The sequence below is a fragment of the Micromonospora sp. NPDC049175 genome, from assembly GCF_043197345.1.
GTDB lineage: Bacteria > Actinomycetota > Actinomycetes > Mycobacteriales > Micromonosporaceae > Micromonospora.
The window spans coordinates 1-23279 of record NZ_JBICSY010000002.1; the positions used below are offsets into that span (position 1 = coordinate 1).

Consider the following 23279-nt stretch of genomic DNA (forward strand, 5'->3'; position numbering starts at 1 on the left):
TATAAATCATAATTGGCACTGGCTTTACAAGCACCCTGTTGAGTTCTCAAAGAACAACCACACACCGACCAGAAGCCCCACCTCAGTGGAACCCCAACCGGGGCTTTTCGTTCCGTGTCCCCGTCGCTCTCGCGCCGGGCACTTTTACTACGTTACCTCACCGTCTTCGCCGTGTCAAACCGTGTGTCCCGGTCTGTCATGCTTCGTACGGCTTAGCGCCGGCGCACTCACGCAGCAGCGCACCGCTGCGTCAGGTCGTCGGATTTGGCAGGCCGGCCGCTGCGGTTTCCCGCAGTCTCGCCCGGTGCCCTGCCGGTCGTGAACCTTACCCGGTCGGCTTCGCCGCACCAAATCCGCCTCGCGGCCGATCCGGCAAGCTCCGCCCGGACCGTGTCTCGCAGGAGCGAACCCCTACTCGACCCGGTTGCCAGTCCGTTCCGGGGCCTCAGGACTTCCGTCCCGTTTGCCCCGTTCCGCGCTGGCAGAGAGAAAGTTACGCGTCTGCGGGTTTGATCGTCAAATCCACGAGCAGCGGCGCCCGTCACACTCGCGCCGGCGACCGGTTGCGCGCCTCCGACCGACGACTGCTCGACCCCGGCCTCGGCACCACCACCAGGACCAACGCGGGCCAGGACCTAGCGGGTCAAGACCAGCCGCACGGACCAGGACCAGCGGGACAAGACGAGCGGGCCAGGACGAGCGGGGCAAGGCCAGCGCGGACCAGAACCAGCGGGACAAGACCAGCGCGGACCAGAACCAGCGGGACAAGACCAGCGCAGGGCAGAACCAGCGGGACAAGACCAGCCGCACGGACCAGAACCAGCGGGACAAGACCACGCAGGGCAGAACCAGCGCGGGTCAGGAAGCCTGCCGCCGACGGGCGGCGAACCAGCCTCGGATGCCGAGGACACCGACTGTCGTCCCGATGGCCAGCGACGCCGCGATCAGCAGCGCGTGCACCCACAGAAAGCTGGTGGCGGGGCCGTCGGCGACGGTGCCGGACGTCCAGGAGCGCGGGTCCTGCCAGATCGCGACCGCGAACCTCGGCCAGATAACCCAGGTCCAGACCCCGACCCCGACCAGGAAGACGGCCCACCCACGCGACAGCACCATGGCAGCCGAGTATGCCAGCGACCGCTTCACCTGGCCGTTCGCGGACATCCGCCCGCCACCACGTCGGCATGGCAACGCACACCCACCCACCACCAACCCGGCGCAGCACAGACCCACCCGCGCACACCAACCCTGCGCAGCACGCACACCCACCCCGCGCCGCCAGCTCGGCACGGCGCGCACACCCACCCGACCCACCAGCTCAGCGTGGCAGCGGACACCCGTCCCACCACCAGCCCGGCCAGCCACCGGGCTTCCCGTCCCACCACCAAGCCGCCCCGCCACCGAGCCACCCCTCCCACCACCAAGCCGCCCCACCCAAGCCGCCCCACCCAAGCCCGCCCAAGCCAAGCCCGCCCCACCCAAGCCGCCCAAGCCAAGCCCACCAGCCACGGCCCACCAACCAGGCCGGGTCGGACGGCGTGACGGGCTCGGGCCTTCAACGGGCCGTTTTCGACGCCACAACGGTGGGCACTTCGAAAGAGGACAGCTGAGGACCGTCCCCCCGGAGGTGCCCCGTGCAACCCTCGATCTTCAATCCCTGGGCCTGGCGCGACCCGTCCGCCCTGGCTGGCGGATACGCCGAGACCACCCCGTCGGTCACCCCGCCGGAAGGCCAGGACGGTGGCCACGACGGTCCGGACGCTCCCGGTCCCGGTACGCCCATTGACCTGGTGGGTTACCAGGTGCAGGCGAGTGACGGGCGGATCGGCACCATCGACGAGGCGAGCAACGAGGCGGGTGCCGGACACCTGGTGGTGGACACCGGCCCCTGGATCTTCGGTCAGAAGGTGCTGCTGCCCGCCGGCACCGTGGAGCGGGTGGATCACCAGGAACGCGTCGTGCATGTCGACCGGACCAAGCAGCAGATCAAGGACGCGCCGCCGCTCGATGCGGATCCGGCCGACCCGGCGTACCGGGAACGCGTTGGGAGCTACTACGCCGACACTCACCTTCCCCCGCCGGGCGCCGTCCCGCGGGTAATGTGAGGTCGTGGTCCGGACGGGCAACTGCGCACCGGAGGCTGTCGACATGGTCGACGGCCTCCCGCTCGGTGCGGTGCCCGGGGTCCCGACCAGCTCCGGCGACGGCCGTGAGCAACTCCTGAGTGTCCTCCGTGCCGGTGGTCTGCGGTTCCGCGCCGGCGCGCGATGGCGGACGGCTCGCTGAGCCGATCCCGCTGACCGAGGGGGCTGACCCGCCCCCTCGGCGCGCGCCCACGCGTGACCCACCAACGGAACGAGAGGCATCACCATGTCCGTCGCACGAATGCTCACCGGCGACCGGCCGACCGGCCGCCTGCACCTCGGCCACTATGTCGGCAGCATCGCCAACCGGGTACGGCTGCACAAGCGCTACGAGAGCTTCTTCATCATCGCTGACCTGCACATGCTCACCACTCGTAACCGCCGCGAGGACATCGACCAGGTCTCCGGCAACGCCCGGGAGATGGTGACGGACGTTCTCGCCGCCGGCGTCGACCCGGAACGGGCCACGTTCTATCTCCAGTCGGCGATCCCGGAGGTCGGCGACCTCAACACCCTGCTACAGAACCTGGTGACGGTCCCCCGGCTGGAACGGGTGCCGTCGCTCAAGGACATGGCCCGCGACGCCGGCAAGGAGGAGATGCCGTACGGGTTGTTGGGTTACCCGGTGCTCCAGGCCGCGGACATCCTCTGCGTGAAGGGCGAGGTGGTCCCGGTCGGTCGGGACAACGCCGCGCACGTCGAGGTGACCCGGGAGATCGCCAGGCGGTTCAACCATCTGTACGGCCCGGTCTTCCCGGTGCCCGAGCTGATCGCTGCGGACACGCCGAGCCTGGTGGGCACCGACGGGGCGGCCAAGATGAGCAAGAGCCGAGGCAACAGCATCGCGCTCTCCGACGACGCGGCGACCGTGCGTCGCAAGGTGCTCGGCATGTACACCGATCCGAACCGGGTGCGCGCCGACGTGCCGGGCACGGTGGAGGGCAACCCGGTGTTCGCGTACCACGAGGTTTTCAACCCGGACCGCGACGAGGTGGCCGACCTGGCCCGGCGTTACCGGGCCGGACGGGTGGGCGACGTGGAGGTCAAGGAACGCCTGGTGGTCGCGTTGGAGGGGTTCCTGGCGCCGATCCGGGAGCGCCGGGCCGAGATCGAGGCGGACCGGGGGTTCGTGGACCGGTTGATCGTCGAGGGTACGGAGCGGACCCGTCAGGAGGTACGCCAGACCTTGGTCGAGGTACGCCGGGCAATGGGGCTGACCGGCGCGTACCAGCAGGTGCGGCGGCGGGCTGAGCGGAGCCGGCGCCGGACGGACACCTCGACCTGAGGCCGGGCGTCCGGTCGGCGACGTGACGCCGGGTCCGCTGCGACACCATCGGGGTCTCAGCGGATCCGGACGTCGGCCAGGTCGAGGGTGATCGGCGTCCAGGAGAGGTCCGGGGTGCGGTCCTCCTGGCGGATGTGGATCCGGCGTCGCGTCGGCACGACCAGCCCGTCGACCTCGGTCGCCCCGCTCACGTAGTGCGCGACCGGGGAGGAGCCGTTGACCACCGGCTGATAGTCCATGCGCCGCAGCAGCCCGCTGTCGTCGAAGTAGTAGAGCTGGGTGTCGTTGTGGGTGTCCAGGCTCTGGGGGTACGTGACGCGCATCCCGCGCCACGACTCGCCGCCCTCCGACCACGGCTCGACCTCGTGCGCCTCGACGCCCGGCCAGGTGAACAGGAACGGCTCGACGAGGTAGTGCCAGGTGGCGTAGCCACGGAAGTAGGCGGCCTGGGCGAGCGTCCACTGGCTCTCGCGGGTGTAGCCGGCAAAGCTGGCCCGGGGGTTGGTCAGTTCGTCGATGAGGCTGCCGTCGGCCGCGGTGACGGTGACCCGGTCGGCGTCGCGGTCGTACTCGGTGACCCGGCCGGTGCTCTCCGCAACGTGCCGAATCTGCTCCCGGTGCAGGTCGGCCTCGACGAGTTCGGTGCCGTCGAAGTCGGGTCTGCCCTTGAACGCCCAGAACGGGCCGCCGTAGGTGAGCCGGGTGGTGAGGGTCGACGCGCCGTTCCAGCGGTCGAGGCCGCCGTGCCGATCGATCACCTTGGCAAGCAGTGCATCCATCGTTTACTCCTAGGTTAGGACTAGACAGTACGAGGTTAGCACTGTTCGGTGGGCGCCGACTACGATGGCGATGTGACTCAGCGGACTTACCGGGACGCCTGCGGGGCGGCGCGCACGATGGACATCGTCGGCGAGCGCTGGGCTCTGCTGATTGTTCGAGAGCTGGTGTTCGGTCCGAAGCGTTTCGGCGATCTGCGGGCCGGCCTGCCGACGGCCAGCCAGAACGTGCTCAGCCAGCGCCTCCGGGAGTTGGAGCAGTCCGCCATCGTCCGGCGGGTGCAGCTCGGGCCACCGGCGAGCGTGCACGCGTACGAGCTGACGGAACGCGGCCAGCAACTGGAGCCGACGCTCATCGAGCTGTCGCGGTGGGGGGCCGGCCTGCCGGCGGAGCCGGACGCCGAGATGAGCACCGACGCGTTCATGCTGCTGCTCAAGGCCCTGTATCGACCTCCGGCCGACGCACCGTTGACCACTCGACTCCGGTTGTTGGTGGGCACCGACGCCTTCGAGGTGGGTGTGGCTCCGAGTGGGATCAGCGTGGCCCGTGGCCGGTCGGGTCAGGTCGACGTCACGGTCACCGGCACAGTGAGTGCGCTGCGGGACCTGATGTTCGGCGGCACGCCGCTGCGCTCGGCGGTCTCGGCCGGCGACATCGAGGTGCACGGCGACATCGGCGCGGCCGAGCGGTTCTTCCTGCTCTTCGGAGCGACGTCGGGCGAGCAGACCGGATGAGCGAGCAGTCCCGATAGCGCAGAATGCGAGGATGAGGGGGATACTCGGCATTCGTCCGGTGCCGGCGGGGGTGCCGCACCGGACCACGATGTTCGAGATCTTCTTCGACCTGGTCTTCGTCTTCGCGCTCACCCGCGTCATCACGTTCATGGCGGTGTCGCCGAGCGCGCTCACCCTGGCCCAGGGGCTGCTCCTCCTGCTCCTGCTGCTCTACTCCTGGTCGCCGTACATCTGGGTGGGAAACCTGGTCCGGCCGGACGTTGGCCCGGTCCGCGCCATCACCCTGGTCGCGATGGCAGCGATCTTCGTGGCCGCGCTTGTGTTGCCGGACGCGTGGCAGCAGAGCCCGGAGCTGTTCGACGCGCCGCTGACGCTGGCCCTGGCCTACGTGGTGGGCCGGGCCGTACAGCTCGTGATCCTGTTCTGGGCGAGCGCGACGAACCCCGCGCTGCGCTCGACGCTGCGGTTCTTCACCGTGCCGGTGGTGCTGGGGTGGGTTCCGCTGATCATCGGTGCCCTCCTCGGTGGTGCGGCCCAGACGGCGCTCTGGACCGTCGCGTTCCTGTTGAACATCGGCGGCGCCCGGATCGCGTCCACCTTCCGGCCGTGGCAACTCCGCAGCGTGGACCACTTCAGCGAGCGGTTCGGCCTGGTGCTCATCATCGCGCTGGGCGAGTCCCTGATCTCTGCCGGCGCAGGTCCGAGGGCGATGGCGCCGATCGGCTCGGCCCTGCTGGCCGCGCTGCTCGGCCTCGCCAACACGGTCTGCCTGTGGTGGCTCTACTTCGATCGGCTGGCGTCCGCCGCCCGGGAGGCCGTCGGCAACGTGCCGGGTGAGCGGCGAGCCCGCGTTGCCGGCGACGCGTACGGCCTCGGGCACTCCACGCTGATCATCGGCGTCATCTACGTCGCGCTCGGCATCGAGGAGGTGATCACCCAGCTCACCGAGGAGTCGACGCATCCCGGCCGGCTGGGCTGGCAGGCCGCGACCGCGCTCTACGGCGGCACCGCTCTCTACCTGGTCAGCAGGCTGGTATTCCAGCGGCTGACCGTTCGCGCGGTGTACCCGACGCAGGTCGTCGCCGCGCTGCTGCCGCTGCCCCTGCTGCCGATCGGTCGATCCCTGCCACCCTTGGCAGCGCTCACCCTGCTGACCGCCTTCCTGATCGGGGTGACCTGGTTCGAGCGACGGACGGAGCGACGTGACCCGGCGTCGTGAGATCCGGCCCGAAAAACCTGGCCGGCCGTGTCGATATCCCCGGGCCTCGACCGTCGTCATGCTGTACGGCGACACGCCGCACCGAGAGGAGCCGAGACGTGAAGTACATGCTGCTGTTCATGAGCCCCATGGTTGACGGGAAGGTCGTCGACAACGGGTGCAGCTTCGAGGACTGGATCCGCTACGACCGGGAGATGAAGGACGCCGGGGTCTGGGTCTCCGGGCATCCCCTGCAGGACCTGACGACCTGCACGACTGTGCAGGTCGGTTCGGATGGCGAGCGCACGATCACCGACGGGCCGTTCGCCGAGACCCGAGAACTGCTCGGCGGGTACGACGTCATCGACGTGCCGGACCTCGACGCCGCGCTGGACTGGGCGGCCCGCAGCCCGGGAGCCATCGCCACCGGATCGGTACAGGTCCGTCCGATCTTCGAGATCGACACGCAGGTCTGACCATGCCGGGTGAGGAGGCAGCCGTCGGGTCGTCGGTGGAGGCGGTGTTCCGGGAGGAACGCGGCCGACTGCTCGCCTCGCTGGTGCGCCGCTTCGGCGACCTCGACCTGGCCGAGGAGGTCGCCTCCGAGGCCATCGAGGCGGCGCTGACGCACTGGCCGACCGACGGCGTCCCGAGCCGGCCGGGCGCCTGGCTGCTCACCACCGCTCGGCGTCGAGCGGTGGACCGGCTACGTCGCGACCGGGTGCTGGCGACGCGGCTCGCCGTACTCCGGGCGGAGGCCGAGCGGGCCGACCACGCGCCGCCCGCCGACGCCGACCGGGACCTGCCCGACGACCGGCTGGCGCTCTTCTTCACCTGTGCGCACCCGGCCCTGGCCGCGCAGGATCGCGGCGCACTCACCCTGCGGTTCCTGGCCGGCCTCACCACTGTCGAGGTCGCGCGGGCCTTCCTGGTGCCGCCCGCCACCATGGCCCAGCGTCTCGTCCGGGCCAAACGGAAGATCCGCGACGCCCGCATCCCGTTCCGGGTGCCGGGCCCCGACGAGCTGCCCGCTCGTCTGCCCACGGTGCTCCAGGCCGTCTATTCGGTCTTCACCGAGGGGTACGCGGCCAGCTCCGGCCCGGACCTGCAACGGATCGGCCTGGCCGAGGAGGCCATCCGGCTGGGCCGGATCCTGCGCCGGCTGCTGCCCGCCGAGCGGGAGGTCGCCGGGCTGCTCGGCCTGATGCTGCTGGTCCACGCCCGGCGGGACGCGCGTACCGGGCCGGACGGCGCCATGGTCCTCCTCGACGACCAGGACCGGAGACGCTGGGACCATCAGATGATCGAGGAGGGGCGCGGCCTGGTCGTGGTCGCGCTGACCGGCCGAGCGCCCGGCCCGTACGGGGTGCAGGCGGCCATCGCCGCGCTGCACGACGAGGCCGCCGACGTTGCCAGCACCGACTGGCCGCAGGTGGTGGCGCTCTACGACGTGCTGCTCGGCCTGGTGCCCTCACCGATCGTCGCGCTGAACCGGGCCGCCGCGGTGGCCATGCGGGACGGGCCGGAGGCGGGGCTCGCGCTGCTCGACGAGTTGGCCGACGATCCCCGCCTGCGCGGCCACCACCCCTACCCGGCGGCGCGGGCCGACCTGCTCCGCCGGCTCGGCCGGTACGACGAGGCCGCTGCCGCGTACCGCAGCGCGTTGACGCTCGTCGGCACCGAACCGGAGCGCGCGTACCTGCTCAGCCGGCTGAAGACCGTCACGACCGAGTGAGCTGTACCCTTCCCCGATGACTCTGCCTCTGCCATCCGGTGAGTTCGCGGCGTACCTGTTCGACTGCGACGGCACCATCGTCGACTCGATGCCGCTGCACTACCTGGCCTGGCAGCGGGCCCTGAAGGAGTGGGGCTGCGAGTTTCCGGAGGACCTCTTCTACGCCTGGGGTGGGCGACCCACCGCCGACATCATCGTCGCCCTGAACGAGCAGCAGGGTCTGGCCATGCCGGTGGCGGCCGTCGTCGAGCGCCGGGAGAGCTACTACGAGGAGTTGCTGCCGCAGCTCGCCGCCGTGCCCGAGGTGGTGGCGCACATCCACGACGCCCACCGACGGGTTCCGTTCGCCGTGGTGTCCGGCAGCACCCGCGCCTCGGTCACCGCCTCGCTCGACGCGCTCGGCCTGCTGGACCGGTTCGACGTGCTGGTCTGCGCCGAGGACTACACCCGGGCCAAGCCCGACCCGGAGGCGTTCCTGCTCGCGGCGGCACACCTCGGCGTACCCCCGGGGTCGTGCCTGGTCTTCGAGGACACCGACCTGGGCATCCAGGCCGCGACCGCGGCCGGCATGGCGTCGGTACGCGTGCCGCAACAGCGCTCGCCGCGCTGAGGTCTCAGGCCACCGTCAGCAGCAGCTTGCCCGAGTAGGAGGTTTCCAGGCGCTGGTGCGCGTCCCGCACCTTGCCCAGCGGGTACGTCTGCGCGACGTGCACCACGAACGGGCCGGCCTCGATGAGTTCGTTGAGGCGCTGCAACTGTCGGGGGCTCGATTCGCCGTCGTACGCCCGGACCACCACACCTTGCCGTTCCTGCGGCTCCGGCCGCACCCCGTGGGCGAACGCGACCACACCGCCGTCGGTAAGTGCCTCGGTGAGCCGGTCCAGCGTCTCGCCGCCGGCCATCGCCAGGATGGCATCCACCCCGGCCGGTGCCGCGTCCCGGATGCGGGCGAGCACCTCGGTCGGGTCGGCGTGGCCGTCGAGGGACACGTCGGCGCCGAGTCGGGTCACAAGCGCGACGCCGTCCGCCCCGGACGCCACGGCGATCACGTTCAGGCCCTGCCGCTTGGCCAACTGCACGGCCAGGTGCCCCTGGCCGCCGCTCGCACCGAAGATCAACAACCAGGCGCCGGCCGACAGGCTCACGGTGTCGAGCCCGGCCAGCGCGGTCAGCGCGTCGGTGGGCATGGCACCGGCGTGCTCGGCCGGCACACCGGCGGGCACCTTCGCCGCGTACTCCGCCTTGACCGCGGCGTACTCGGCGTAGAAGCCACCCTTCGGGCGGGTGGTGGCGGAGACGTAGACCAGGTCGCCGACCCCGACGTTCGACACCTTGCTGCCGGCGGCGATGACGGTGCCGGCGCCGTCGGAGCCGGGCACGATCGGGAGGGCCGAGCCCTCCGGCACGAGCACACCCTGCCGCTCGTACACGTCCCACACCCCGACGCCCGCGCTCCAGACCTTGATCAGCACCTCGTCGTCGGCGATCTGCGGGATCGGCAGCTTCCGCAGCGTGATCACCTCCGGCCCACCGAACTCGTCCAGGGCCGCGGCCTGCATCCGCTCTGGCACATCCCCGTCAACCATGTGGATTCCCCCTCTGTGCCGGCGTCACCGTCGCAGCATGCCGGCTGGGGGACGGGCGCGGTCCGGAGCCGAGTGCCGTTCACCCACAAGGGCGACCGCCGCGCGATCGTGCGGTTCCGGGTGCCGGTACGCGTGGAACGCCCTGCTGTGCCGGCGCAGAAAGTGCACGATCGCGGGAGGGGGACAGGGAGGGGGCGTGGTCAGGAGGTTTGCGGCTTCGGGCCACGCAGCGCCTGCTCGACGGCGTCGCGTACGCGGGCGTCCTCGCGTACCGCGCGCCGCGTCCGGTTGCGACGCCGGTAGAGGTACGCCCCGACGATCGCGGCGACAAGGACGACGAGCGCCAGCACCAACATCCACGGCAGCGCCCACCCGTGCGCGGTGACCTGTACCGGCTTGAGCGAGGTGGTGGAGCCCGAGGCGTCGGTGAGCAGCGGCGTGACGGTCACGGTCGCGGCCAGCGAGACGGCGGGGGCGACCCCGGCGATCGGCACGGTCACGTCCCAGCTCTCGCCCGGGAGCAGCTCCGGCGGCGCGGCGATGTCCTTCGCCCGGACCCGCAGCACGCCGAACGGGCCCGAGACCGAGACCGCCTGCTGCCCGGAGAGCGCGGCGTTGCCGACGTTGTGGATCTTATAGGTGATGGTGGCGTCGCCCTTGCGGAACGGGTTGGCCGAACCGCCGTACGTCACGTGCGGGTCCTCGATCGCGAGGTTCGGCTTCAGCTCGCCCCCGACCCGCAGCTTGATCCGGATGCCGAGGCGCCTGTCGACGTTTATGCCTTCGGCCTGGTCGGCCTGGGTGAGCGTGGTGAGGATCCCGCCGACGTAGTCACCGGGCGTGGCGTTGTCCGGGACGCCCACCGTGAAGGGGACCTGCGCGGTCTTGCCGGGCTGGATCACGACACTGCCGGCCTTCGGCTTCGCCCAGGCGCCGATCGCGACGGACTTGGCGTCCCTGGTGAGCAGGTCGAGTTGGCCCGCGTCGGTCGTGAAGCCGTCGGCGGCGTACACGGACAGGGTCAGCGGCGCCTTGCCGCGGTTGGCGACGACCATGGCGTCCTCGACGGCGCCGCCGGGGTTGACGTTGTAGCTGTAACTGGACCGAGCCTCGCCGTAGCCGTTGGAGGCCGTGCGGACCGTCCAGGCGACGTTGCCGTCCGCCGCCAGGGCGGGGCCGGCGCCGACGCCGACTGTCGCGACGACGGCGAGCAGGGACAGCGCGGTGGTACGAGCACGCTTCTTCCAGCGCGTTACGGACGGGTACATGTCGGTTCCTTGAGGTGATCTTGGGAGGACTGCACATGGGTGGCGGGGCAGGCCCCCGAAGGTGCCTACCCCGCCGGATGGAACAGGTCGGTCAACTGCTCAGCGCGGTGATCGTGAGCGTGGTGCGGTAGCTGCCCTTCGCGATGCTGTCCGGGATCTTCAGATCCAGGTCGGCGCCGAGGCGGGCACCACCCCGCGCGTGACCCTGCGCGGCAGCGGCGAGGGCGCTGGAGACCGAGAGGCCCTTGCCCTGGTCGTCGAAGGACGACAGGACCGGAGCGCCGGCCTCGGCGCCCGCGCCGCCGTCGAGCACGTACGGGTTCCAGCCCAGGTAGGAGCCGGAGAACTTCTTGTCGGCGTCGGAGAAGTCGCCGACGTTCGCCGAGATCGACCACGGGGCGAGCGAGCGGCGGCTGTCCGACACGAGGATCGGGTTGATCTTGCCGGCCGCCTCGAAGAAGGTGCCGTCGCGCTCCTGGGCGGTGCCCAGGTCGACGAGGCCGTTGTAGCCGTCGATCGTCCAGCCGAACTCGCCCGGAGCCGGGTTCGGCACGTTGACCTGGATGGCCTGACCGTCACCGTGGTACGGGTGCACCGTGACCTTGTCGACGATCGAGCCGACCGGCTGACCCTCCGGGGTGTTGACGCAGGAGAGGCCCTTCTCAACGGCCGCGTTCGGCGCCGCGCAGGTGCCGCTGCGGACGTTGGCCAGGACCAGCTTGTCGCCGCGCACCTGCACCTTGACGTAGCTGCGGACGTGCTCCTGGTTCTGCACCGAGTTGTACCAGTACTTGCCCGGGTCGAGCGGGTCCGGGCCGTTGCCCCGGATGCCGGTGCCGCTGTCGTCCGGCTTCTTGATGTCGTAGTACTTCGAGCCGGAGGCCGAGTTCGCCGTCACGTAGATGACGCCACCCGGGCCGGGGAACACGTCGGCAGCGCCGGGCTGCTCGGCCGGGTTCTCCTTCTGGCCGTTCTTGATGGAGTAGCTGCGGGTGTAGCTGTGGTCGTGGCCCTGGAGCACCATGTCCACGCCGAGGTTGGAGAACGCCGTGGTGAAGTCCTCGCGCCGCTGCTTGTTGTCGGTGTCGGTCGCGTGGCTGGCCGGCGAGTAGATCGAGTGGTGGTAGACGAGCACCTTCCACTTGGCCTCGGAGCCGTGCTTGTTGATCACGTCGGTGACGTACGCGACGTGCGCCGCGTCGCCGCCGGCGGAGCCGTCCGCCGGGTTGGCGTAGCTGTTGCTGTTCAGGTCGATGAACAGCACGTCCTTGTGGATGAACCAGTAGTCGCCGCCGGACCGGGTCGCCTGGTCGCCGTTGTAGTACTGCGCCGAGCGGTCGGTGTTCGGGGTGAAGTGGTGCTGCTCGTAGGACTTGCCGCCGACGTCGTGGTTACCGATGGTGGCCACGAGCGGGTACTGACGGAGCTGCTCGGGGGCCAGGAACGAGCTCCACTGCCCCTCGTCGTTGGCGCTCTCCACGTGGTCACCGGCGGAGACCAGCAGCTCGGCGTTCGGGTTGGCGCCGGTGGCGACCTTCAGGGTCTCCTCCCAGCCGGCCTGGTCCTTCAGCCGGTCGCCGGAGGAGCCGATCTGCGGGTCACCGAAGAACAGGAAGTCGTAGTCGCCCTCGAAGTCCTGGGTCTTGAAGGCGTACGCCGGGGACCAACTGCCCTCGGCGCCGACCCGGTACGAGTACGCCGTGTTCTCCCGCAGGTTGCTGATCGTGGCGTGCCTGTTGAAACCGGTGGTGGAGGTGTTCGCCGCGCCGACGGCGTCGAAGCTGAGGGCGCCTGCCGGAAACTCGCCGTTGACGATCTCGGCGGTCGGGGCGAGCTGGATCTTCTGCGCGGTGTCCGCGGAGGAGTACCAGCTCACGATCCGCTGGGTCTCGTTGGCACCGACGCCGAGGACCACGCCGGTGATCGTGGTGGACTCGGCCGCGCTCGCAGTGGCCATCAGGCCGCTACCGAGGGCCGCGCCCATTCCCAGGAAGCCGGCTGCGACCCCGGCGACCACGCGCCGCCGCACAAGCCCGGGGGCCCGTGTCGAGGTGCTCAATGTCATCGACATTGTTCCCTTTTCAAATAGAGAAATGGATGGTGACTTCACCCGACGCGGGGAAGCAAATCCACGCTTTCGCCGCCCGGTTAACCGACCATGAACGTGATCTTGCGAAAGCCTGCACTTCACGAACTACTTAGCCTTACTCAGGACCCGGAAACGCGCTGCACAAACCAGATCAGGCCCATGACGGACACGGCTGCGGAAACAACGCCGGTCGCCCAGATCCCGGTTTTCGGCGCACGGCGGCGCAGGACCAGAAGGAGCGGGAAGACCACCGCGATAATCGTCAACTGAACGACTTCGATGCCGATGTTGAACACCAACAGCGACCACAGCAGAGTCCACGACCACGCCTCGTCGATGCCCAACGCGCCCGCGAAGCCCAGGCCGTGCACGAGGCCGAAGCAGAACACCACACCGAGACGGATCCACCCCGCCCGATCCAGGCTGAAGTGCCCCTGCCCCGCCGTGTCCAGGTCTGTCGCGTGCTCGCCGCGTCGCCAGATACCCCACAGGTGCCAGCCGGCGACGACGGCGATCGACAACGCGATCACTGGCTCCACGATCGCCCCCGGCACCTCGACCAGGCCGAGCGCCGCGAGCATGAACGTCACCGAGTGCGCCAGGGTGAAGCTGGTGGCCGCGAGCACGATCTCCCGCAGCCGCCGCGATCCGGCGATGAGCGCCAGCAGGAACAGGATGTGGTCGATCCCGGACAGCAGATGCTCGGCGCCCAGCAGGAAGAACTCCCCGAACCGCTGGTACCACGCCTGCCCCGTCGAGAAGGTGGGGTGGGCGCTGTCCAGCGCCGCACTGCCCGACCGGCCGTCGATGTCGTAGGTGACGATCGTCTTGGTGCCCTTGACGTAGCCCTCGGTGTCCGGGAACAGCGCGCCGCGCACCTCGTGCTCGCCGACCCGCTCGGGGCAGGTCCAGTCGAGCAGCAGATTCGCGTACGGCACGCCCTCGCGCTCGCCGATTGTCGCGTCGCCCACCTGGGTCGGCCGACAGGCCGCGTCCCGCGCGCTCACCGAGAACCGGTCGGAGACATACCTGAGGACCGTCGACGAATGGCTCTTCAGTGCCGCGGCCTGGGCGTCGCCGTCGCCCGCGTCGAACGCGGCGGTGCCCGCCTGGAAGAGCGGGTCGTCGTGACCCGAATCCGCGGCGGACACGACGAGAAGGTCGTATTCGAGGTCCATCGCCGTACGGATGTGACCCTCGTCTCCGGCCATTATTTTCGCGTACACAGTCGACGAAAAGCCGTGCGCGGAGGCCGGTCCGGCGGCCAAGAATGGGAGCACCACCGCGGCAATCCCGACAGCGATGACGATAACGGTACGGCGAACACGCCCCAACATGCGACTCCCTCGGTAGGCCAGTGCACGTTGCAGGGCACGGGTTAACACCAGCCCGCGCGCCGACGAACCGCCGGAAAACAACGGCCCCGGACGACCGCCCGTGGACAATCGGCGCAGGGAATTGAGATAGGAATACGAGGCTGCCGCCACCACTCGAGAGGACGACCACCTTGCGCCCCCCGCTTCGCGCCGTCGCCATGCTGGCCGCGACCGCCGCGCTGGTCGCCGCCTGCGACTCCGGCGACGACTGGTCACAGCCGCACCCCGCACCCAGCGCCGTCGGGACGCTCGGCCCCGGATTCGTCGACCCCTCCACCACCCCCGCTCCGGAGGCGACGATCACGCCGCAACCCGGCTCGTGGGCCGGGGTCCACCCGCCGAAGGACTACCGGGTCGTCCTGCTCACCGCCGGCTCTGACGACCCGACGAAGGCTCTGGTGACGGCCGTGCGGGAGTGGGCCGACGACGAGCACGCGGATCTCCGGACGATCGTCGTCGGCAACGCCCACGATGCCGTACCCAGCATCGCCAAGGCCATGGAGATGAACCCGGATCTCATCGTCAGCGCCGGCGGCGACCTCATCGATCCCCTCGCCCTGGTCACCCCGAACCACCTGGACGAGAAGTTCCTCGTGGTGGGCGCCGAGCTGGCGGAGCCCACCCACAACGTGACATCGGTCGACTGGGACGGCGCGTCGTTCCGCGGGGAAGGGCTCGGCATGTCCTCCACGTACGACCCGAAGTCGTTCACCGCCGAGCGCTGCGCGGCCGCCGTCCGGGCGGGTGTGGCGGCGGTCCTCAACGACCTGACCGGGATCGTGGTCTGGCTCTGAGGGCGGTGGACGAGGACCGTCCGCACCAGGGCCGTTCGCGGTTCAGCGCGGGGCGGGCCCACGGTCCTCGAACTCGTACGTGGTGGTGAGGCCCTCGGGCAGGTCGGGCACCAGGGCGTTGGTGCCGTCGACCACCTGGACGTAGCGCTTCCCCTGGAACATCGAGTAGCTGCCGTCGGGGACCTGCTCGATCCGGAAGAGCTGTGTCGAGGCGGCGGCATCGCACGCCCGGCCGCGTACGCTGCCCGGCGCGGCGTCGTGCACGACGGTCATGCAGATCGCGTTGGCACCGGCCGCCAGACGGATCCGGTACCTGTCGCCCTCCGGGTGCAGAACCCACAGCGCCCGATCCTCGACGTCCTGCTCGCTGGTGGCCCGCACCTGATCGCCGTCGCGGTCGATCGCCAAGGTGGCCCCGCGCATGCCGGGCAGCACGATCCGGACCTGGCGCCCGCCGCCGAGAATCTGCTGCGGTCCCGCCGAGGCGGTTGCGGACGGGGCTGGCGCGGACGGGGGCACGGACGGTGCGATCTGGGTGGCCGGGCCGACACCCGGCGTCTCGACGCCGGCCCGCGCCTGCCACAGAGTGGCGCCAGCGGCAATGGCCACGACAGCCAGCCCCGCCACGCCGGCGGCGACAGTCACCCGATGCCGCCGACGCCTGTCGCTGCGCTGCCGCAACGTCTGCGCGGAGGGGAGCGTCGCGACCCGCCGGACCTCGTCGACGATCGCGGTGAGCTCGTCGCGTGGATCAGCCATGGGACGTCTCCTCCTGATGCGCGTCGGTCAGCAGCCCGGCCATCGCTCGTCGACCACGGGCGAGATACGTCTTCACGGTCCCGACGGGAGCCTGCATCTCGGCCGCCACCTCGGCGACGCTGAGATCGTTCAGGTGGTGCAGCACGACGGCCCGGCGCTCGTTGGCGCTCAGCCGCTGCAACGCCTGCAACAGGGCGACATGGTCCTCGTTCAGCCCGGGAACGCCCTGGTCGACAGCGGCCCGGCGATGCGCGCGTATCCGGTTGAACGTCTTGCGCCAACTGCTGACCGCGATCCGGGACGCGACGCGACGGACCCACGCCTCCGGGCTGTCCGCCTCCCGTACCGTCCGCCAGCGTTGCCAGGCCCGCATGAACGCCTCGGCGACGGCATCCTCCGCCTCGGCCCGGTTGCCGGTCAGCGCGTACACGTGACCCACGACCCGGCCGGCACAGGCCGCGTAGAGGGCGTCGAACTCCTCGGCATCACGCATCCGACCGGTGCCCTCCCCTGCCGTTTCCGCTGGTCACCGCCGCATGCAACCCCTCGGGGTGAATCGGACACCTCGGCGCGGGGCCGGTTTGTGACGGCCATCACAGCAGAGTGATCAACCTAACGCCCCGGCCAGGCGTCATCGTGCCGTCCCGGGAGACGCCCGTGGCGGAGAGGACAATGTGCGACGACGGCAACGACGCGCGCTGACAGCCGGTGTACTCGCGACCGCGCTGGTGGCGGCGGGCCTGACGGCCACCCCGGCCAACGCGCGGGTGAAGCCGGGGGCCACTGTCGACGGCAGACCCGGCACCTTCACGCTGATCACCGGCGACGAGGTCACGCTTGACGCGAACGGTCACCCGACGATCCAGCGCGGGCCGGGGCGGGCCGGCATGCGGTTCGTGACCAGCCGCGAGGGCGGCCACCAGATCGTCATCCCGGTGGACGCGATGCCACTGCTGCGGGACGGACGCCTCGACCGGCGGTTGTTCGACCTCACCGTGCTCGGCGGGTTCGGCTACGACGACCGGGCCGCCGAGCTGCCGCTGCTTGTCGCGTACCCGGAGAACGCGGCGGCGCAGGCGCGGGCCGCGACCGTCGGGGGCGCCGCGCGGGTCCGGACCGACCTGCCCGCCACCCACGCGTTGGCCGTACGGGCGAAACCGGACGACCGGGTCACGCTCTGGGGGTCGCTCACCCGTGGGACGGCCGCCGCGCGCACCCTGGCCCCCGGGGTCACCCACATCTGGCTGGACGGCAAACGCAGGGTCTCCCTCGATCGCAGTGTGCCGCAGATCGGCGCCCCGGCGGCCTGGCAGGCCGGGTTAGACGGCACCGGTGTCACGGTCGGCGTGCTGGACACCGGGATCGACGCCAGCCACCCCGACTTCGCGGGTCACCTCACCGAGGTACAGGACTTCACCGGGGGCGACGACCCCGGCGACGCGGTCGGCCACGGCACCCACGTGGCGTCGACGATCGTGGGCAGCGGCGCTGCCTCCGGCGGAAGGTATCGCGGTGTGGCGCCGGGGGCGAAGCTGCTCGTCGGCAAGGTCTGCGCCACCACCGAGTGCCAGGACTCGGACATCATCACCGGGATGCAGTGGCTCGCGCCGCAGGCGCGGGTGGTCAACCTGAGCGTGGGTGGCGACGACGCTCCCGGCCTCGACCCGCTGGAAACCGCGGTGCAGGAGCTGAGCAAGCAGTACGGCACGCTCTTCGTGGTGGCGGCCGGCAACGAGGGCAAACCGAAGTCGGTCTCCTCGCCGGCCTCGGCCGACGACGCCCTCGCCGTCGCCGCGGTCGACGCCGACGACAAGCGGGCGTACTTCTCCAGCCGGGGCCCGCGCATCGGCGACAACCACATCAAGCCGGAGATCAGCGCGCCCGGCGTCGACATCGTGGCCGCCGCCCCCGGCGGCGACTACGCCACCATGTCGGGCACCTCGATGGCGACTCCGCACGTGGCCGGCACCGCCGCGATCCTCGCCGGGCAGCACCCGGACTGGACCGGCCCGCAGCTCAAGGCCGCCCTGATGGACTCGGCCAAGCCGACCGGCGAGGACACCATCTACGAGCAGGGCGCCGGCCGGGTCGACATCGCCCGCGCGGTCGCCCAGCCGGTCGCCGCCGACGTCGCCGCCATCGACTTTCCGGTCCAGCGCTGGCCGCACGCCGACGACACCCCGATCACCCAGGTCGTCGGCTACCGCAACACCGGCAGCACGCCGGTCACCCTGACGCTGGGCATCGTCCCGGCCCCGGCCGGCATGCTCACCGTCAGCCCGGCGACGCTCGTGGTGCCGGCCGGCGGTCGCGCCGAGGCGACGATCACCGTGGACACCCGGGTGGACGCTCCGGACGGCGTCTACCAGGGCGCGCTGACCGCGACAGGTGCCGGAGACCTGCGGGTACGCACGCCGTTCGCGCTCAACCGCGAGATCGAGAGCTACGACGTACGGCTCACCCACACCGGGAGCGACGGCCGACCGGCCACCGGGTACACGACAGTGGCGGCGAACCTGGCCACCGGCGAGTTCAGCACCCTCGACGGGGCACCGGGAGGCGGCACCCTGCGGCTGCCCAAGGGCCGGTACGCGCTCTACAGCACCATCCACGAGGGCGACGCGTCGACGTTGCTGGTCCAGCCCGTGCTCGACGTACGCGGCCCGGTCACCGAGGCCGTCGACGCCCGCACCGCCAAGCCGGTCGCGCTGACGGTGCCCCAGCGGGACGCCGCACCCATCGCGATCAACGTGAGCGCGAACTGGGACGACGGCTTCCGTTACCCGGGTGTCCAGCTCAGCGGGGTGTCGTTCGGGGACGTCTTCTTCGGCCGGATCGGGCCCGCCGTCGCCGCACCCGAGTTCACCGCGACGCTTGGCGTCGGGCTCGCCCGCCCCGGCGCGGACGGGACCTTCCGGAACAGCCCCTACACGTACGACCTGGCGTACGTCCGCCCCGGCGACATGTTCACGGGCCTGGCCGGGAAGCTCTCCGCGAAGAACCTCGCCACGGTCCGGACGACCTACCGGAGCCAGTCCACGGCCGCGACAGCCGTCCGGTTCCACCGCGCGTCGGCACCCGGCGGGTCCGGCCCGATCGGTTCGAGCACGCCGCTCGACCTGCCGTTCCACGGCACCGAGTACTACAACACCGACGATGGCATCACCTGGACGTCCACGTTCCTCGAGGGCGACAACTCCAGCACGCAGGACTCCACCTTCCAGGCGGGCCGGACGTACGCCCAGACCTGGAACGCGGCGCCCTTCGGCCCCACGGTGGCCCACGCACCCAGCCTGGCGCCCCTGGGGTACGCGGGCCGCGACGGCGACACCATCTCGGTCGCGTCGCTGCCGTTGTTCGGCGACGCGGCGGGACGCCCCGCGAGCCGCGACGACCGGCCGGTGCGGCTCCGGCTGTTGCGCGACGGCACGGAGATCGGCAGCTCGGACAGCCCGTGGGCGGAGTTCGCCGTGCCCGCCGGCAAGGCCACCTACCGACTGGAGGCGACGATCACCCGCGCCGCCCCGGACACGCTGTCGACCTCGGTCTCGGTGGCGTGGACCTTCACCTCGGCGCACACGTCGTCACCGCAGCGACTGCCGCTGACGACGGCCCGGCCGACACCGGCGCTGGATGACACCAACACGGCCCGGACGGGCAGGGTCATGGCCATCCCGGTGGCGCTGGACCGGCAGGCGGGGTCGACGGCGGCGGCCAATCGGAAACTCGGCGTCTCCGCGTCGTTCGACGACGGCAGGACGTGGATCGCGTTGCCGGTGCTGCGGGGTGTCGCTCTCATCGCTCACCCCCGCCGGCCCGGCTTCGTGTCGCTGCGGGTGACGGCGGCGGACACCGCCGGCAACACGGTCACGCAGACGATCCAGCGGGCCTACCGGATCGCCTGACGGGCGTGCCCCGAGTGCGAGGCGGGCGGCTGTTTCGGGCCGCCTCCCCGCACTCGGGGCGTCCGCGACGCCTCAGGCGGTGAGGGCGCCGTCGATGGCGATGGACGCGCCACTGATGAAGGTGGCCTCGTCGCTGATCAGAAAGGCGGTGAGCGCGGCGACCTCGTCGGAGGTGCCGGCTCGTCCGGTCGGCTGCGCCGACAGGTAGCGCTCCGCGATCTCCGGGGCCTGGCTGACGACGCCCTGCCAGAGCGGCGTGTCGATCAGGCCGGTGACCAGGGCGTTGATCCGCACACCGGAACGGGCGACGTCGAGTGCCGCCGAGCGGGTCAGGCCGATGACGCCGTGCTTCGACGCGTTGTAGGCGGCCTGCGTCGCGTCGCCCTTGATGCCGGAGACGGAGGCGTTGTTGACGATCGCGCCGCCGCCGGAGGCGATGATCGCCGGGATCTCGTACCTGAGGCCGTAGAAGACGCTCGTCAGGTTGAGGGCGAGCGACCGCTGCCAGTCGTCACTGTCGGTTTCGCGGACACTTGCCATCGGGCCGCCGCCGGCGTTGTTGAACGCGCCGTCCAGCCGCCCGAACTCCGACACCGCGGTCTCGACGAGCCGTGCCATCTCCTCCTCGACCGTCACGTCGGTCGGCACGAACAGGGCGCTACCGCCCGCGTCGCGGATCTGCGCGGCCACCTCCTCGCCCCGGTCCTTGTCCCGGGCGCCAATCACGACGCGCGCCCCCTCCGTGGCCGCCCGCTGCGCGAACGCCAGGCCCATGCCCTGCGTACCGCCGGTCACGACCAGCACCTTCGAATCCAACCGTCCAGACATCTCGTCCCACATCTCCTCGACCGGTGTGCCGCTGCGCGGCGGGGCTGAAGATCCACGGACTGGCAACGGAGGTGTCGGACCTCATCGACGGTCCGTGGGGCTTCACGAGGCGGAACGCTAGCCAGTTCTGGAACGCTCGACAAAGTAACTGCGCTCACACGGCCCACCCAACAGTGCGATACAGACGTCCAAAACGGCCCCGTCGTTGCCCTAGGATGAGGTGCGGGGACTCTTGGTGACGCAATATTCTGTGGTGCTCGTTCCATAATCGCGTCTGGCGCGGCGCCCGTGTACCGACCGGTACGACTCCCGACGTCGTGGTGACCGAGGACACGGTGCACGGACACGTCGGAGGGGGTGGAATCAGATGTGTGAGCAGAAGAGGCACCGGCGGGTGACGTCGTGAGGTCCACCCTTTCCGACCGCGATCCGGGTTCCCCCGGCGCTGGCCCCGCCTTCGCGGCGGACGAGCCGGTCCGGGCCACGACCGCCCACCGGCAGCGTTGGGCAGTGGAAACGATGGCCGTCGCACCCGACGACCAGGTGCTGGAGATCGGGTGCGGCCGGGGGGCCGCGGTGTCCCTGGTCGCCAGCCGACTCACCACCGGCCGGATCGTCGCCATCGACCGCGCCGCGACGATGGTGCGGCTCGCGACCCAACGGAACCTGAACCACGTCAGCGCCGGCAGGGCCGAGATTCGATGTGCCGGGTTCGAGTCGGCCGACCTCCCCGCCAACCGCTTCACCAAGATATTCGCGGTGAACGTCAGCCTCTTCTGGTTGGGCGACGCGGCGCAGCAGATCGCCAGGATGCGAAGCCTGCTGGCCCCGGGCGGGCGACTGTACGTGTTCGGCGAGCGACCCACGGCCGCACACGCCACCGCGAACCTCACCACGACCCGGCTGCTGCTCGAATCCCACGGTTTCGACACGACCACGTCGAGCGCCACTCGTGGTCAGCGCCAGGTGCTCACCTGCGTCACCGGCACCGCCGTCGAATGAGGTTGGGCTGATCGCGGTGCTCCTGGCACCGCACGTCGGCCACACGATTCGGGCGGGCTCGGCGAATGCCGAGCCCGCCCGTTTCGCGATCAGGCGGTGTTAGCGCTGCAGGGTCAGCAGACCCGGCCGGTACGGCAGAAGGCCGTAGTCGACACCGTCGGAGCTGGGGGAACGACCCTGGTAGAGCAACTGCAGGTTGCAGGCGTCGACAGTCATCGTCTGGTCGGCGCTGGTGCGCAGCAGCTCACCGTGGCTGATGTCGTTGGTCCAGGTGGCACCACTGTTGACCTTGCCGGCGAACGGGTTGCTCTGGCTCGCGGCCTGCGGCGTCCACGTACCGTTCAGGCTGGTGGCCGTGAACGAGCGGAAGTAGCGGCCGGTCGAACCGATCGCCTCGACGATCATGAGGTACTTGTTCAGACCCTGCAGCTTGTAGACCTGCGGGGCCTCGAACAGGTTGTTCTGCGTGTCGCTCATGATGGTCGTGTAGCTGCTGCCGAAGTTACCGGGGAAGTTCCCGATCGGCATGCTGGTCCGGTAGATCTTGCCGTTGTCGCCGGCGAAGAACAGGTACATGGTCGTGTCGTCGGCGATGACCGTCTGGTCGATCGGCCCCGTACCCGAACCGGTGATGCTCCCGGTGAACATCGGCTGCGCCGCGGACCAGCCGTTCGGGTTGGTCGGGTTGGTCGAGGTCCGGTAGTGGAACGCCGCCCCGGCCCCCCACTGGTAGGTGAGCACCCAGATGTTCTTCGGCGCGAAGTAGAACAATGACGGCGCGACGGTCCCCGAGCTCATCCCGGTCTGCGTGGCCGAGGCCATCTGCGACCAGTTCGAGAACAGACTGAAGTTCATCGAACCCCAGCTCTTGCCGAAGTCGTGCGTGGTGGCGTAGACGAGTTGCTGGCCGTTGAAGGGGGCCACGGTGAAGTCCTTGAGCGACACCCAACCCGACTTCGGAGTCGCCAACACGCCACTCGACGACCAGCGGTACGTCGAGGGAAGGTCACACACACCACCCGGCGGCGGGGACGACGGCGGCGGCGTGGTGGGGTTGCTCCCGCCATCGACGCGGACGAGCTGCCACTGCTGGTTGGTGCCGTTCCAGTCGGCGTACTGCACGATGTTGCCGCCGTCGGCGGTCGAGGCGCCCTGCACCTCCATCACCTTGTTGCTGTTGCGGTTGACCAGCCGGACGTAGCCGCTGTCCGAGTCGGCCAACCGGAACTGCTGGTTGGTGCCGTTGTTGTCGGACCACTGCACGATCGGCCCGCCGTCGGCGGTCGAGCGGCCGGAGACGTCGAGCACCTTGCCCGACAACCTCGACTTCACCCGGTAGTAGCCACCGCCGGAGTCGACGAACTGCCACTGCTGCTGGTTGCCGTTGTTGCGCGTCCACTGGGTGATCCGGGCACCGTCGGTCGTGGCCAGGTTGTACACGTCCAGGGCCTTGTTGCTGTTGCGGTTGATCAACACGTACCACGCGCTCGTGTCGACGGTCGCCGCGGCGGCGGGTGACGACACCACCGCTACGGCAGCACCGCCGACCAGCACCGCCGCCGCGCCGGCGGCGATAATGCGGGGCAACCACCAACGCCGCCGTGACGGCGGTGCGATCGATGGAGACCTATCGAGGGCAGACATGATCCTCCTTCAGTGACCAAAGCCGAACGGCCTGCCCGAGGGTGGGCGCACCGCGACGCGTGTCCGGGCGATGTGTCGGGGAAGTTAGCGCTAACAACACGCCTACATGCCCTGACGCACGACCGATTCGAGGGTCGACGAAGCAGGCTTCCCCGGTA

The 23279-nt window shown here is 70.4% G+C and carries 20 protein-coding genes; 10 read left to right on the top strand and 10 right to left on the bottom strand.

Translation table 11 applies throughout. The annotated features are described in order from the left end of the window. Nucleotides 1–858: 858 nt before the first annotated feature. Nucleotides 859–1161, bottom strand: a complete 303-nt coding sequence (locus ACGFH8_RS06785; protein WP_393364576.1) for an SCO4848 family membrane protein — start codon at nt 1159–1161, stop codon at nt 859–861. A gap of 470 nt (nt 1162–1631) precedes the next feature. On the opposite strand from ACGFH8_RS06785, the gene ACGFH8_RS06790 reads away from it, so the two are divergent. Continuing rightward, complete coding sequence (locus tag ACGFH8_RS06790; RefSeq protein ID WP_393364579.1) at nt 1632–2102, top strand: PRC-barrel domain-containing protein; 471 nt, start codon at nt 1632–1634, stop codon at nt 2100–2102. A 265-nt stretch (nt 2103–2367) separates the two neighbouring features. Beyond that, the gene (gene trpS / locus ACGFH8_RS06795; RefSeq protein WP_393364582.1) at nt 2368–3426 is read left to right on the top strand and encodes a tryptophan--tRNA ligase; all 1059 of its coding nucleotides are present in this window, start codon (nt 2368–2370) and stop codon (nt 3424–3426) included. 56 nt (nt 3427–3482) lie between these two features. Here the strand turns inward: trpS and ACGFH8_RS06800 are convergent, their stop codons facing one another. Then, nucleotides 3483–4205: a hypothetical protein gene (locus ACGFH8_RS06800; protein ID WP_393364584.1), complete on the bottom strand. Its 723-nt coding sequence runs from the start codon at nt 4203–4205 to the stop codon at nt 3483–3485. A gap of 72 nt (nt 4206–4277) precedes the next feature. Here ACGFH8_RS06800 and ACGFH8_RS06805 point away from each other — a divergent pair, with 72 nt between their 5' ends. From ACGFH8_RS06805 to ACGFH8_RS06825, 5 genes are all read left to right on the top strand, one after another. Beyond that, the gene (locus tag ACGFH8_RS06805) at nt 4278–4937 is read left to right on the top strand and encodes a winged helix-turn-helix transcriptional regulator (protein WP_393364586.1); all 660 of its coding nucleotides are present in this window, start codon (nt 4278–4280) and stop codon (nt 4935–4937) included. A 31-nt stretch (nt 4938–4968) separates the two neighbouring features. Beyond that, entirely contained in the window at nt 4969–6156 is a 1188-nt protein-coding gene (locus ACGFH8_RS06810) for a low temperature requirement protein A (protein WP_393364589.1), read from the top strand. 107 nt (nt 6157–6263) lie between these two features. Beyond that, nucleotides 6264–6611 (top strand): YciI family protein, encoded by a 348-nt coding sequence (locus ACGFH8_RS06815; protein ID WP_393366990.1) that lies wholly within the window; start codon nt 6264–6266, stop codon nt 6609–6611. A gap of 2 nt (nt 6612–6613) precedes the next feature. After that, on the top strand, nt 6614–7870 hold the full coding sequence (locus ACGFH8_RS06820; RefSeq protein WP_393364592.1) for an RNA polymerase sigma factor: 1257 nt from the start codon (nt 6614–6616) through the stop codon (nt 7868–7870). A gap of 16 nt (nt 7871–7886) precedes the next feature. Then, nucleotides 7887–8480, top strand: a complete 594-nt coding sequence (locus ACGFH8_RS06825) for an HAD family hydrolase (protein WP_393364594.1) — start codon at nt 7887–7889, stop codon at nt 8478–8480. A 4-nt stretch (nt 8481–8484) separates the two neighbouring features. Here the strand turns inward: ACGFH8_RS06825 and ACGFH8_RS06830 are convergent, their stop codons facing one another. The 4 genes from ACGFH8_RS06830 to ACGFH8_RS06845 all read right to left on the bottom strand — a co-directional run bounded on the left by ACGFH8_RS06830 (nt 8485) and on the right by ACGFH8_RS06845 (nt 14300). Next, nucleotides 8485–9456, bottom strand: coding sequence for an NADP-dependent oxidoreductase (locus ACGFH8_RS06830; protein ID WP_393364597.1), 972 nt, complete (start codon nt 9454–9456; stop codon nt 8485–8487). 200 nt (nt 9457–9656) lie between these two features. Beyond that, nucleotides 9657–10724 carry a WxL protein peptidoglycan domain-containing protein gene (locus ACGFH8_RS06835; RefSeq protein WP_393364600.1) on the bottom strand — a complete coding sequence of 356 codons (1068 nt, stop codon included), beginning with the start codon at nt 10722–10724 and terminating at the stop codon, nt 9657–9659. Between the two features lie 91 nt (nt 10725–10815). Then, complete coding sequence (locus ACGFH8_RS06840; RefSeq protein ID WP_393364602.1) at nt 10816–12789, bottom strand: fibronectin type III domain-containing protein; 1974 nt, start codon at nt 12787–12789, stop codon at nt 10816–10818. A 143-nt stretch (nt 12790–12932) separates the two neighbouring features. Continuing rightward, the gene (locus tag ACGFH8_RS06845) at nt 12933–14300 is read right to left on the bottom strand and encodes a HupE/UreJ family protein (RefSeq protein ID WP_393364605.1); all 1368 of its coding nucleotides are present in this window, start codon (nt 14298–14300) and stop codon (nt 12933–12935) included. A gap of 20 nt (nt 14301–14320) precedes the next feature. On the opposite strand from ACGFH8_RS06845, the gene ACGFH8_RS06850 reads away from it, so the two are divergent. Further along, nucleotides 14321–14983 (top strand): hypothetical protein, encoded by a 663-nt coding sequence (locus ACGFH8_RS06850; RefSeq protein WP_393364607.1) that lies wholly within the window; start codon nt 14321–14323, stop codon nt 14981–14983. Nucleotides 14984–15025: 42 nt separating this feature from the next. Here ACGFH8_RS06850 and ACGFH8_RS06855 read toward each other — a convergent pair whose 3' ends face one another. Both ACGFH8_RS06855 and ACGFH8_RS06860 read right to left on the bottom strand, forming a co-directional pair. Next, nucleotides 15026–15742, bottom strand: coding sequence for a hypothetical protein (locus ACGFH8_RS06855; RefSeq protein ID WP_393364610.1), 717 nt, complete (start codon nt 15740–15742; stop codon nt 15026–15028). Then, a complete protein-coding gene (locus ACGFH8_RS06860; RefSeq protein WP_393364612.1) occupies nt 15735–16235 on the bottom strand; it encodes a sigma-70 family RNA polymerase sigma factor in 501 nt (166 codons plus the stop codon). The genes ACGFH8_RS06855 and ACGFH8_RS06860 overlap by 8 nt, the downstream gene beginning before the upstream one ends. Before the next feature lie 181 nt (nt 16236–16416). On the opposite strand from ACGFH8_RS06860, the gene ACGFH8_RS06865 reads away from it, so the two are divergent. Beyond that, on the top strand, nt 16417–19647 hold the full coding sequence (locus tag ACGFH8_RS06865) for a S8 family serine peptidase (RefSeq protein ID WP_393364615.1): 3231 nt from the start codon (nt 16417–16419) through the stop codon (nt 19645–19647). Between the two features lie 72 nt (nt 19648–19719). On the opposite strand, the gene ACGFH8_RS06870 is transcribed toward ACGFH8_RS06865, so the two are convergent. Further along, a complete protein-coding gene (locus ACGFH8_RS06870; protein ID WP_393364617.1) occupies nt 19720–20442 on the bottom strand; it encodes an SDR family NAD(P)-dependent oxidoreductase in 723 nt (240 codons plus the stop codon). A 435-nt stretch (nt 20443–20877) separates the two neighbouring features. Here ACGFH8_RS06870 and ACGFH8_RS06875 point away from each other — a divergent pair, with 435 nt between their 5' ends. Then, a complete protein-coding gene (locus tag ACGFH8_RS06875) occupies nt 20878–21477 on the top strand; it encodes a class I SAM-dependent methyltransferase (RefSeq protein ID WP_393364620.1) in 600 nt (199 codons plus the stop codon). A 99-nt stretch (nt 21478–21576) separates the two neighbouring features. Here the strand turns inward: ACGFH8_RS06875 and ACGFH8_RS06880 are convergent, their stop codons facing one another. After that, complete coding sequence (locus ACGFH8_RS06880) at nt 21577–23121, bottom strand: non-reducing end alpha-L-arabinofuranosidase family hydrolase (protein ID WP_393364623.1); 1545 nt, start codon at nt 23119–23121, stop codon at nt 21577–21579. Nucleotides 23122–23279: the final 158 nt, after the last annotated feature.